We start from the raw sequence: 12,681 nt of genomic DNA, 5'->3' as shown, positions 1-12,681 counted from the left end.
GGACCGACCCGGCCGTATTCCCATTCCTGGGTGGGTAATCGAACTATGAACCACTTCCCAGAATCGGGAAGCGGAGACAATGGGAGGACTTCTGAGAGGCGGTGGCGGCGGCATGGTGACGACGGCGACGAATACCGAAGCCAAAAAGGCGGCGGTGTCGGCATCCTCCCCCCTGGCGAGCTACGCCTCCGAGGCCAAGCACTTCTGGCTGGTCGATTTGCACTGCCCGGCCGGTGCGTCGGAAGGGCTGCGCGCCTTCATCGCATTGGCCGACACCGCCATTCAGACCGCCGTGGACCTGCTCGGCCGTGGCATGACCACTCCCCCGCCGAAAGTCGACGACCTGCTCAAGCCCGCGGTCTACGAAACCCTCGGCAAGGGCGAGGCGGACGACGAGTACCGCAAGACCGTCGACAAGGTCGAGGCCAGGCAGCTGAAATTGCTGCAGATGGACGATCAGGTGGTCAAGACCTCCGTCACGGTCGCCGCCGAACAGGTGCAGGCGCTGCGGTCCATCAAAACCATCGTGACCGAACTGAATACGAAGCTGAAGGCCGCGGGCAGCGCCAAACTCAAGCCCGCTCAGGAGCTTCCCTTGCTCAAGGCGGTCGCCGCCGCCGTAGAGGCGGTCTACGACAAGGTCACCGCGATCGCCGACCTCAACGAGGACATGGCCAACGGCAAGGGCAAGGGCAACTCGAACGGCGGCGGTCAGAACAGCGGCGGGGGCACATCCGCGGGCAGCAGCGGTAGCGGCGGGGGTGGTGACGGAGGACTGTCGTCGCTGCTGCCGATGCTCGCGATGCTGCCGATGGCGGCGATGCCGCTGATCTCGCAGATACCCGAGATGATGCATAAAGCCGACGAGGACAAGGCGAAGAAGGCCGAGGAGAACGAGCACAAGGGCGCTCCGGGACAGCCGGGCCAGGCACCGCCGCCCGGCAATCAGGCCGCGCCCGCTGCCGCGACCCCGCCGGGCGATCCGAACGCGCAACCGCCCGCCGCACAACCGGCCACCGCGGAGCCCGGCGGCGTCACCGCCGCCCCGGCGGCGAATACGGCACCGGCCGACGATCCGAACGTCACGCCGACGACGACCACGGCACCCGGCGTGATACCGGTTAGCCGGACCAGGGACCGCGCCGCGTCCGACCGGCCCAGCGGAGCGCCCACGCAGGATGCGGCGGTCGTCGACGATCAGGAAGCGGAAGCCGCCCCCGTTATCGAGGCGTAGCCCGATCCAGCGCATATCCGGTCGGCGAACGACCGCGCGTTTCACCGACTCGGCCTGTCGATCACACCGATCCTCCGGCCGTCTGAGCGCCGCGCCGGGCCTGTCGGATCGGAAGAGCCTGCACAGCCGTCATCGGAGTCGATGACCCATGGCGGTCCAGCCGCCCTCCGTGCGGCGAACTTCGCGGCTGCATCGAGGGCTGAGCCGGAGAGAGCGTGCGACGGACTGCTGCTCGGACACCGCCCGCCGCCCCGCCGCCCGACCGCCAGCGCCGGGACCTGCCGAGACCGGTGTCGTCGCCGGTCACATCGCCTCGTAGAAAGTGTCTTCGAGGTTCGTCGTCGAAATGGGAAAAGCGCTATCCGGGTCGCGGCAGGAGGGGCCTGCCGCGACCCGAATAGCGCCGGATCCCTTATCGCGGAGCGTTCACGACCGTTCCGGGGGCGCCACCGCAGGCGGTGGCGTCGAGGGCGCGGCCACGACGGTAGGCGGCGGCCCTCCGGCGACTTCCGGTGCGGTGACCGACGGGACCGAGGCGGGCCGGGCGACGCGCTCGGGCTGCACGGCGGTGGAGACGGGCGCCGGGGTCGAGACGAACTGCGGGTGCAGCGTGATCTGTTCATGGGCATAGACGGCGTCGCGCAGTGTCTGCCTGCTCGGCTCGTTCGCCAGCAGCAGCACCAGTTCGTTGCAGCGCCGCTCGAAGACCATGCCGCGCAATGGCGAAACCCCGGCGTCCAGTCGCAGCTGCCCGATCTCCACCCGTCCCACGTCGACGCGCTGCCCGAGCATCGACGCCGCCAGCAGGTCGTCGGCGTCGCGCAGTTCGTCCCACAGCTCGCGCGACACCGGCCTTCCGGCTTGCAGGTCGGCCAGGATCCGCTCCCGGACCCGGCGCGACGCGGCGGCTTCGGCGGGTACCGATCCGGACCGGCCGACCTGTCCGTGGGCATCCACGGCCAGTTCCACACAGCGCGACTGCACTTGGCTGTCCGGTACGGACGAGACGTGTTCCAGGCCCGCGATCGAACCGGTCAAGCCGAGACGGTCGGCCGTATCCGGGGTGAACTCGCGCAGGTCGACGTCGTAGGACGGGCTGACGAGCCCCTCCATCGCCGCTTCTGCGAATCGTGAACGCAAGCCAGGATCGATCGGCCCGGACGAGACGAGGGCCGACAGATTCGCGTTCGCCTTCGCGCCCCAGGCGAGGCCGAATTCGGCCAACACCCGGGCCGGGTCGGTGACGCCCTCCCAGGGCGATCCCGCGCCGTCGTCGGCGGCGAGCAACTCCTCCCAGTTCCACGGAGTGGAGACCTCACGTGGCAGGAACAACCCGGCGGGCAACCAGCCGCGGCCTTCGTTCGACGTGATGAAGACGCCCGTTCCCCCTGGACCCCGCATCACCGCGACAGCCCAGGCCATGCCCACCGGCGAGTCGACGGCGGCGAGAACGCTGCCGAGCAGCGTCTTGGCCAGCACCAGGTCGTCGTTCACCTGGCCGCCGACCACGTACGCGGGTTCGGCCTCCTTGTCCTTCGCCGAGGCGACGGCGGCGGCGAACGGGCTCGCGACCGGCACCGGCATGGGCGGCATGTCCGTTCGGCCCGTCGCGCCGCTGGGCGGCTGCGTGGCGGCTCGATCGTCCGGGGTCGCGTTGAGCGGGCCGACTCCCGCGGGCGGCACGCCCGCCGTCGCCGGCGCGGTCACGCCGGTGCTGGTCGGCCCACCGGGTGTCGACGTTCCGGTTCCGGTCGCGTTCGGCGTGCCCGCGCCATTGGTGCTCGCCGGGTCTGCCGACGCGGCGGTCGCGCCAGGCACACCCGTACCCGTCGGCGATGCCCCGTTGGGTCCGCCCGGCGAAGTCGCGAGCGGGTTGTCTCCGGTGGTGCCGGGGCCCGCCGCAGTGGGACTGGTGGACACCGGACCCGCCGAAGTGGGATCGGCCGTCACCGGGCCATCGCCGGGCGCGGAACCAGGCGGCGTGATCGGGCGGTTCGAAGCGAAGGGATCGGTCGAGGTTCCAGGGGGCGCCGTCGTCGGGGCCGGTGTATCGGTCAGGCCGGCTGTCTGCCGGATGTGGCTGGCGAAATCCTCGTCGGATTGTTCGTAGGCGTTCGCGGACGCGCGCAGTGAGTCAGCGGTGCGATCGTGTTCGCTGGCCAGCGCCTCACCCGCCCGCTGCCGGGCGTCGTAGTACCGTTCCAGCGCTTCGTAGACCGGATAGGCGATCTTGCCGTAGGTGGGCAGGAAGTTCGCGAGCCATTCCGTGGGCGGTTTGGCCCATTCCCTGGTGTCGTGCGCGACCCGGTCGTGCTGGTCGGCCAGCTGACGCAAAACGGCAGGGTCGATTTCCATGCTATTCGGCATGCTCGATCAAATCCTTTCCCACCACACGTCCCCCTATTGTCGATTCTTCCCAGAGGTGGGGAGTGCGAGACGGTTGCCCGGTGCGCGGTCGCTCCAGGGTCGGTATACGGCGATGCGTTACTCGACGCGACATTCGGCTTCCGCTCAGCGGCCCGGCCCCGCGGTGATGGTCGGTCGCCGAGCGGGCGCGGCGGGGGCGGGATCCGGTGCGACGAAACCCGGGTGGCTCACGATCTGCGCGTGCGCGTACACCGCGTCGCGCAGAGTCTGCCGAGTCGCCGCCTCGGCGAGCAGCAGCACGAGTTCGTCGCACCGCCGCTCGAAGACCATGGCGCGCAGCGCGCTCATCTCCGAAGCGTGCCTGCCGCCGGCCTGGTCGGCGCGCAGCTCACCCAGCGCGACTCTGGACACATCGGCGCGGTGCGAAAGCATTGTCGCCGTGAGCAGGTCGTCGGCATCCCGAAGCTCCTCCCACAATTCCTGCGACACCTCGCGGCGCTGCCGCAGTGCGCCGAGGATCCGCTCGCGTGCCGCGGGCGCGCCCAGCGCGGCAGGCGAGCCGAGACCGGCCTTGTGGACGCGAGCGTGCGCGTCCGAGGCCAACTCCCAGCATCGCACTCCGATCTCCGACTCCGGTGTGGCCGCCGCCCGCCGCACCAGCGCCGCGGCCCCGACCAATTCGAGGCGGTCGGCCAGACTCGGCTTCGGTGCGCTGAAATCCATCGCCGACGAGGCGGCCACTTCGCCCTCGATCGGCACGTCACCCAGCTGCCGTCGCAGATCGGCATCGACGTCCGCCGAGGAGGCGATAGCGGTCAGCCGGGCGCCGGACCTGCGTCCCCAGGCGATCCCGAATTCCGCCAGCACGCGTGCGGGGTCGGCGACGCCCTCCCACGCGTTCTCGGCCACCTCCCACACCCACGGGGTGGATAGCTCACGCGGCAGGTACAGCCCGGCCGGTATCCAGCCGCGGCCCTCGTTCGAGGTGACGAACGCGCTGATGCCGCTGGGATGGCGCATCACCGAAACCGCCCAGCCGAGCCCGAGGACGGCATCACCGCCCGCCGCCAGCACGCCGCTCAACAGCGTGCGGGCCAGCACCAGATCGCCGTCCACTCGCTCGCCGAGGACGAATGCCGGGGCGGCCGCCGACGTCATGGCCGCACCGACCACAGTGCGCATCGACTCGTCGCTGTCGTCCGCGCCGTCCTTACCCGCGTCGGTGCGCTGCTCGGTCCGTTCCGGTGGCTGCGCTTTGGCGGCGCCGCCCGCACCCGGCGGCGGTCCCGCGCTCGCCGCCGTGATCTTGGGGGTGGCGACCGGCCCACGCGATTCGCCGGGTGGAGGAGCGGTCTGCTTCGCCTGAACTTGCGGCGGGGGGACGGAGCCGCCCTGTGCCGCCGGAGCGGACACCGCCGGTCCCGCGGGAGCGGCCGAGGCAGCCGGTGCGAACGGTGCGAACGGTGCGGTGGAAGCAGGCGCCGCGACCGGTGGCGGAAGGATCAGCGGCGGCGGCACCGACGTACCGGGATCGGCCGCGGACGCGGAGGAACCGGTGAACTGCTCGGGTGCTGCCGTGTCGTGCGATTCCGCCGCCGAAACGGTGCCGGAGCGGTCGGGGGTCGCGGACTCGGCCGCCTCGGCCGGGACGTCGGGATCGCTCCGATGGGAATCCCGCGCGTCCGGACCGGCCGAATCCTGCGCATCGCTGTCCACCGGGGCATCCCGGCCCGGTGCCATGTGCTCGGTGCCGGTGACCTGACCGCGCGGCGGAACGCCCGCCGCGGGCAGACCGTGCCCGTCCTCCAAGCCGCCACCGCCGGGCGCGGTGTTCACCGGGACAGTCGTCGGTCCGCCGGGGATGTACTGATCCGGCGCCGGTCCGGTCGACGGCGGAGCGGAGGTGTCCTCGGTATCAACGGGACCGGGTCGCTCCCCGAGTTCGTCACCGGGCAACAGCGGGCCGAACGGATCGGTGGTCACCGGTCGGTCGTCGGCATCTCGCGGGGGCACCCCGACCGGGAAATCGTTCTCCGGCCGATTCGTCCGCGGCGAGCCGTCGTGCCGTGGATTGCCGGAGTGGTCCTTCGCGGGCCGGTGCTGGTGATGGACGTCCCCGCTGTGGTCGTCCGCACTGCGGTGGCCCGGCTCCCAAGGCCCCGGCTGCCCCAGCGCGTCGGCGATCAAGCCCAAACTGGGCAGGCCCTGCGGGCTGATCGAACCGAGCGCCGCGCGAACGACATCCTCCACGTCGTCCCTGGCGGCGGCGATCATGCCGGGGATCCGGCTACGGAGGGCCTGAGCATCGGATTCGTCCTCTTCCGCCGCGGCCGCGCGTCTCGTCGCGTTGATCCGCGAGGTGGTCTCCTCGACGATGTCCAAGATCTTGTTGCGGGTCCGATAAACCAGATCGGAAAAATCCCGGAAGGTGTCCGCCGCGGCCTCGAGCGCGTCGGCGAACGCCTGCGGGTTCATCCGCTGGCGCAGCATGTCGTCCTTGATCGGTTGCAGACCGGCACTGGAGCGAGCATGTTCGTCGAAGCCGCGGCGTTTACTCTCGGCGTCGAGCAAGTCCAACGCCCCCGCGCCGTCTCGCGCGAGACGTTCCAGCGCACTCCAGTCCCCCGGCGGAATCGCCGGCCAGTTGTCGCCGACGATGGCGTCCCAGTACGGACTGCGGCGCTCCGGTTCCATCAGCGAGTCAGATGGATTCGGTGCGGCGACGCACCGCAGCGGCGCCGGCGCGATCGGCGTCGGCGTGGGTGTAGGAGACCTGGGCGGTGACCTGTGTCGTCGCGTCCACGCGGCGGCCGTTGGCCCGAACCGCGCGCTCGAATGTCGTCTTGATCCACTGCGTGTGCGCCACCAGTCGCCGGTCGATCTCCGATTCCGGTCGCCGTGGCGCGACGAAACCATCACTGATCTGCCCGACTTGGCCGCCGATCGTGGCGATCGCGGTCCGGAACTTGTGCGCGGCGGCGACCACCTCGTGCGGGTCGTCGGTATCGAACTTGTCGGTCATGTCGCTGTCCTGTCTCGCCGTTGCGGCGGTCGGCAACTCAGGTGTCGCGCCGGAACTCGGCTTCCTCCATGGCGCGATACGACGCCTCGGTCGGAAGATCGAACGAGTCGATCGTGTAGGAACGGGTCCCCTTGAACTCCATCTCGGCCCGCAACCCCACGCGCGATTTCGCGTGCGCCAGCCGCGCGAGCTTCACGATTTGGGACGCCAACCACTCGTCGCCGTTGTCGCGGGCGTCATCGGTGATGTACAGGCCGATGATCTCTCCGTCCCGGTCGCATCCGACGCCGACGGTGTGGTCGGGGTTGAACACCTCGTAGGTCATGTTCCGCCAGTCCGGTGCCGCGGCCTCCGACTGGTCGTCGTCATCGAAGTCGTAGTCGTCCACCTGGATGGGGTGCATGTCGGTCATCGGCTGGTCTCCGAGAATCGTTCGCCGGGGCGGGAATCGGTCAGGTAATCGGAATCGTCGGTGACCGATTCCAGGCGCGCCGCCAGCACGGACCAGGCGGCGTCCTCGATACGCATGATCTGGCGCAACTGCCAGAACCGGGCACCGAGATACAGCTCCCCCGTGCCGTCCGGGGCCACGTCCAGATGGTCGGGGCCTTCGGTAGCCGGGTTCAACGTCACCGCCGTCACCGGCGGGCGGGTGTCGTCGACGTTGACCAGGGTCGCGCCGCCACCCGGAATGAAACTCTGCCGCAACCGGGCGCTGCTGCCGATGGCGACGTCGGCGCTGTTGGTGGTGATCGTGACCTCCGGGTTCAACAGCAGTTGCAGCACCCAGGACCGGGCCGTCTGCTCGGGGTGGTCGGCATTGATCGCGATCGTCAGGGTCGCCGCCAAGTCGACCACCAGTACCGCGTCCGTGGTCGTGACGCCGGCGATCACCAGACGCCGGGCAGTGCCGACGGGGTACGGCAGGTCGTCGGCGGCCAGCGACACCACGTCCGCGCCGACACCGCCGCCGGTGGCGGGATGCGCGGAGACGGTTCCGGTGGCGACGTCGATCGTGTAGGCGACGATCGTCTCCGAGATGCCCTCCGCCACCCCGGCCAGCCGGACCAGCCCCTCGTCGTGCAGCCATCGGACGGTGTCCGCGACGGTGACGTCCGGGGCGGGCTCGGTCATCCGGACTGCCCCGACGCGGTGGCGACCGGCTCGGTTCCCTCGACGGGCGTCTCCATGACGCTTTGGTACTGCCGCGCCGCATCGGCGGTACTCTCCCGGATGGCGGCCATGATCTCGGCTACCAGTTCCGGGCCGGTGAGGCGGGCGGCCGTCCCCGGAGCGAGGTAGAGATCGGTCAACTTGCCCATCGCGTCGACCTCCGGGATGACCGCGCCGCTCGGCGACGGCCTACGGGCCCGGATGTTGTCGATCTTCTCCCGCATCTCGGCGATCCGGTGCCGGAGATCGCGGGCGGCGTCCAAAGCCGCCTGCACGTCCGGGTGGATGGAACTCACGACTCCACCTCGCTGTGCTCACTCATGCGTTACCTCCGGGTTGGGAAGGGTTCTGGTTGCTCGGTGTGGGCGTCGGGGGGGTGACGGTCGGCGCGATGGTCGGCCGTTCGCCGATCACCGCTTCGGTGTGCGGCGTGTCGTCGACATACATCAAGCGGTCGGGATGCCACGCCACGACCCGGTTGCGGTCGTTGTTGCTGCCCGAGTTGCCCATGCCCGGCGACATCGGCATGTACGGCATCATCGGCGAACCGCCGCGCGCCGCAGTGGCGTTGGCGGCCGACGAGGTACCGAGGGGTTCGATGACCGACGCGCGCGGCATGCCCGACCCCAGGGTGGCCGCCGCAGCCACCGGCAGGGCGCTCGCCGCGACGGTTTCCGCCTCGATATCCGGGATGCCGAGGCCAGGGCTGCCTGCGGGCATCCCGCTCGGGCTGCCCGTACCGAGCCCACTCGGGATGCCGAGATCGTCGTAGCCGTACTCGTCGAGACCGTAGTCGTCGGTGACTTCCGACGCGTCCGACTGCCCGAGCTGACTCAGCGGCATTCCGGCCGAGGCCATCGCGCTCATCAGTGCGGGCAGCATCTGGGTCAACGCGCTGGAATCGCCGCTGCCGTCGCCCTTTCCAGTGCCCTCACTCGCGGCTTCACTCGCTCCGACCTTGGAGCCGACTTCGGTGGAGTAACCGGTGATCGTCTCCGCCGAACGAGCGTTCTGCTCGTTGAATTTCGCCAAGGCCGCCTGGATGCCGAGTTCGTTCTTGGAGCGCATCGCCGTGATCAGCTCCTTACGCGCGGCGATGATCTCCTCCGGTGTGGGATGTTTGGCCTTCGCGGTGCGGAACGCGTCACTGTAGGTGTCGATTCCGTCGGCCAGCATCCCCAGACCGGTGCCGAGCTGGTCGAGCCACCCGCGGCGCTGGCCGAGTTCCGTCGCCGCCGCGGTGCCGACAGGCTCCCAGTGCTGCATCGACTTCGCCGCCGAATTCAGTCCCTCGATGGCCGCCAGATGGGGGCCCCCGGCGAATTTGCGCAGCGCGTCGGCGAATCCCTTTGCCGCACCGGGCCCGGGGCCCGCGTGCAGCTGCTGAGCGAACGTCAGCGGGTCGACCGCGCCGCCCGCGACAGGGAACCGCAGCGCGGGCGGTCGCCGCTGGCCGATCTCCTGTACATCGCCGACCGGATTGGCGAGGAGATCACCGCCGCTGCCGTTGATGGTCCGGGCGCCGCGGTCGTCGGCCGCGGTGTAATCCGCGGCAGCCGCGCCGATGTTGTACGCGGTGCGCTGGATATCGGTGAGAACACCGGCCATTCCGTTGAGCAGCGATGCCGCCTGCGCGTTGAGCTGCGGCACCGCGGCAGCCGAGATCGGGTCAGCGCCCGCGGGCACGACCCATCCTCCGGGGATCGCGGCCCCGGTGTCGCGCGCCATCGCGGCGAGTTTCGATGCCGCAGCGACGAGTTCCTGCGGATCCACATTCAGCGCCATCGCGACCTCCTCTCCTCATCCGCCGCTGTCACATTGCTCGCACGATCAGCCCGCCGCGACAACCGGCATTGCCGCGGCCGCGGGCTGATCGGCCGAGCCCGGCGTCGCCGGGGGCGCGCCCCCGTCTGCCGGCGCGGTCATCTCGATGCCCTTCGGATGCACGAACCCGGTGAAACTACCGAATTCTCCGGCTTTATCGGTCATCTCCGGCGGGTTGCACGGCTTTAGCTCGCCGTCGATGATGGCCTCCAGTGTGCCTGCGCCATCCTCGGAGGGGAATACCACGAGGATCGCAGTCCGCTTCTCCCATACGGCGACGTCTCCGGTCATCAGCTGGAACGGGTCGACGGGAGTGCCGATCTGCTTCTTGTCCGACCACTTCGCCGACGTCTTCTCGTACGCCTTCTGCGCGTCGGTGGCGCTGCGGTTGCCGAACGCCGCGTCCAGGGCTTGGGCGACCATCGCGGAAACCTTCTGTGTGCGTCCGTCGGGGAAGGTGTATTCCACACTGCCGTCGGCACCCGGGGTACGGCCCGGCGCCACTGTGGGTTGCGTGGAAGACGTTGTACCGGTGGGCGCCCCGCTCTGCTGCGCCGGCGGAGCCGTCGTGGACGGCTGCGCGACCGCGGGCTGGGCCGTAACCGGCGGCGCGACCGGCGGCGGAGCGACCGCATCGAGCTCGTCGTCGTAGCGGCTCGGATCCAGGTCCCTGCGACGACTGTTCAAATCCTGGTCGGCCATGTTCCGCATCATGGCCTGCTGCATCATCATCGGCAGCATGGAACTCATCAGATCCATGCCGGAGCCCATCGGCGACGCGACGGGGGTCTGCGGCACGTTCGGCATGGTGGGGGTCGTCACGCCCGGCGTGGTCCCGCTGGGGTCGAGGCTGCTCGGCGTCTGACCGGTCGAGCCCGGGCTACCGGGGGTGTCCAAATCGGGCAGCGTCGTGCTGGGACTGGTCGGGTCGTCGAGGTCGTCCAGGCCAGGGGGGAAGTCACTGTTGTCCACGGCCGGCGGGATCGTCGGGTCGGGGGCGCCGGGGGTGCCGGGGGGCGTCGGCCAGTTCGACCCGTCGACGGGAGGTGGAGTGCCCGCCGGGTTGGCCGCCGCCGCCTCCAGCTTCTTGATCTGATCTTGCAGGTCTTTGATCATCTTTGTCTGATCATCGATATCCTTGGCCACGCCGTTCTGCCCCTGCTTGATGGCATCGATCTCGCTCGCAAGCGAATCGTTGGCGGCGGTGACCCAAGTCAAGATATGACTGTCGATCTGTATGCCCTGCGGTGGAGCGATAGGGGCCATTGCGACGACTTTTTCGTCGATTACCTTGTTGGTCGCTTCCTGCCCCGCCTCGGACCATTTCCCGGATTCGCGTATCGAGTTCACGAGCTCGGTGATGTTGCCGTTCAGGTCGGTGTACGACCGCTGAAGTTGCACCGCAACTTCTGCGTAGTTGGTGAAACTGCCGATATTCGCAGGGGGGACCTGCGGCACGTCCGGAGCTTTGGGTGGATCGCCCTTGGCATCTTTGCCGAGAATCTTCCAGATCGCATCGAAGTTTTGATACAAGGTCTTGAAGCAGGAATCGGTGAAGACCGAGAAGACCCATTCAGGGGGGTAGTTGCCCTCCTGAATCTTCTTTCGATCGGGCATCAGCATCGGGTGCATGTCGGCCATAGCGCCACCCCTCAGCTGGTGCTAAACGTCGTCGATGCATTGAGTGGCTTGGTCGGCAGCGTCGCGAGGTACGACTGCCCTTGTCCCGGACCCGACCCTGGTCCTCCTTGATGGTTGACGCCCGAAAGACCGGCACCCACGCCGGCGCCGGTCAACCAACCGCGGGCAGCGTTCAGTGACATACCCCTATTGCCGGCCGCCGTTCGGGCATCCCTCAACCATGTTGCTCGGGCAATCGCGGTGGGATTTCTGATACCCGGGTGGATTGCACCGTCGAGCATCCGCCTCGCCAGATTTCGCCCGCCCAACGTCGCAAACGCACCCCGGGCGGCGCCGCCTGCCCCGCCTCCCAGCAATGAGAAAGCGCCGGTTTCGACGCCATTATTCAAGGACTCGCCCCAGCTTTTGTCTTCGACAGTTACGTCCCAGGCTGTTTCCGCTATGAGGCCGCCCAGGGCACTGCCCGCCGCAACGCCGATCGCCGTGCCGACACCCGGGATAACCGACCCGAGCGCACCACCGGCAACGGTGAGACCGGTGGTGGCCGCAAACTTACCGATACTCGACCATGAAACGCCGAAGGGCATGGGATCACCTCGAGGATGCTAGGCGGAGCGCCGGTTAACGGCGGCATGCTGGTCTTCACTTGGGTTCATTGCGGCCGACCCGACCTGGGTCGGAGGCTCGCAAGGCTGGTGCCTCACCACGGCAAAGTCCGCCTTTCGATCGAACTCCCCACCGTCGATCGAAGCGGCGTACGCGAGGATCGACCATGAGTGAGACCTACTTTCGACGTCTCCATTGTCGAGGCTTCCCAACTGCGGGAAGCGCAGCGCTGGCAGAACCGGGGAGGCCGGTCCGAATCCATCTACACTGACGTGCGCGAATTGTCCAGGCCGCCAGATAGTTCACAGCGACTTGTGAGGAAGGTTGGATGAACTCCTGCGACCCACTGCTCGAACCTACCGCTCGAGCGTCCTCCACCTGCTGATGGCACCGACAACCGGGGGAAGATCATGACCTCTGCTGAAATCTGGCCCGCCGGGGTCGAGGTGGAAGCAAAAGAACCGGAAACGGCGGAAGATCAGCAGGCCGGGCCGGTGACGCCGTGGTCGAGCCGACCGGATCAGCAGCGATCACGGCCGAGCACAGCTGTGCCTGGACAACCGAGCATTCCCCCTGCGCCGGGTCAATCGAGCGCTCCTGCGTCCGGTCCGCCCGGTGACGCCGGGCAGCTAAGTCGGTCTGGGTCGCCGGGTGTTTCGGGTCCGTCTGCGTCGGGTGTGCCGGGTGGGTCGGGTGGGTCGGGTGTTCCGGGTCAGCAGCCGGGTCAGTCGGGTGGTGTTCCGGGTCAGCCGGTTGCGGGTGAGCCGGTGCCGGGTGGTGTGGTGGCTCCGCGGGTGGAGCAGGCGCCGGGTGT

10 protein-coding genes are annotated in these 12,681 nt (G+C 69.0%); 1 reads left to right on the top strand and 9 read right to left on the bottom strand.

The window, feature by feature from the left end; all coding sequences use genetic code 11:
- Positions 1–79 precede the first annotated feature (79 nt).
- Complete coding sequence (locus tag ACZ6DL_RS14670) at positions 80–1,234, top strand: hypothetical protein (protein WP_466051348.1); 1,155 nt, start codon at positions 80–82, stop codon at positions 1,232–1,234.
- A gap of 426 nt (positions 1,235–1,660) precedes the next feature.
- On the opposite strand, the gene ACZ6DL_RS14665 is transcribed toward ACZ6DL_RS14670, so the two are convergent.
- The 9 genes from ACZ6DL_RS14665 to ACZ6DL_RS14625 form a co-directional block, all read right to left on the bottom strand.
- Complete coding sequence (locus ACZ6DL_RS14665; RefSeq protein WP_466051346.1) at positions 1,661–3,601, bottom strand: type VII secretion target; 1,941 nt, start codon at positions 3,599–3,601, stop codon at positions 1,661–1,663.
- Positions 3,602–3,745: 144 nt separating this feature from the next.
- Positions 3,746–6,295 (bottom strand): hypothetical protein, encoded by a 2,550-nt coding sequence (locus ACZ6DL_RS14660; RefSeq protein WP_466051344.1) that lies wholly within the window; start codon positions 6,293–6,295, stop codon positions 3,746–3,748.
- A 7-nt stretch (positions 6,296–6,302) separates the two neighbouring features.
- Entirely contained in the window at positions 6,303–6,623 is a 321-nt protein-coding gene (locus tag ACZ6DL_RS14655; RefSeq protein ID WP_466051342.1) for a hypothetical protein, read from the bottom strand.
- Positions 6,624–6,660: 37 nt separating this feature from the next.
- Positions 6,661–7,035, bottom strand: a complete 375-nt coding sequence (locus ACZ6DL_RS14650) for a hypothetical protein (protein WP_466051341.1) — start codon at positions 7,033–7,035, stop codon at positions 6,661–6,663.
- Positions 7,032–7,757 (bottom strand): hypothetical protein, encoded by a 726-nt coding sequence (locus ACZ6DL_RS14645; protein WP_466051339.1) that lies wholly within the window; start codon positions 7,755–7,757, stop codon positions 7,032–7,034. The genes ACZ6DL_RS14650 and ACZ6DL_RS14645 overlap by 4 nt, the downstream gene beginning before the upstream one ends.
- On the bottom strand, positions 7,754–8,092 hold the full coding sequence (locus tag ACZ6DL_RS14640) for a YbaB/EbfC family nucleoid-associated protein (RefSeq protein ID WP_062975009.1): 339 nt from the start codon (positions 8,090–8,092) through the stop codon (positions 7,754–7,756). The genes ACZ6DL_RS14645 and ACZ6DL_RS14640 overlap by 4 nt, the downstream gene beginning before the upstream one ends.
- Before the next feature lie 22 nt (positions 8,093–8,114).
- Positions 8,115–9,581, bottom strand: coding sequence for a PPE domain-containing protein (locus tag ACZ6DL_RS14635; protein WP_466051337.1), 1,467 nt, complete (start codon positions 9,579–9,581; stop codon positions 8,115–8,117).
- Positions 9,582–9,626: 45 nt separating this feature from the next.
- Positions 9,627–11,261, bottom strand: coding sequence for a hypothetical protein (locus ACZ6DL_RS14630; RefSeq protein WP_466051335.1), 1,635 nt, complete (start codon positions 11,259–11,261; stop codon positions 9,627–9,629).
- Between the two features lie 11 nt (positions 11,262–11,272).
- On the bottom strand, positions 11,273–11,848 hold the full coding sequence (locus ACZ6DL_RS14625) for a hypothetical protein (protein WP_466051333.1): 576 nt from the start codon (positions 11,846–11,848) through the stop codon (positions 11,273–11,275).
- Positions 11,849–12,681 lie beyond the last annotated feature (833 nt).

This window comes from Nocardia sp. NPDC041819, assembly GCF_055590505.1.
This window is presented reverse-complemented; position numbering and strand designations above follow the sequence as displayed.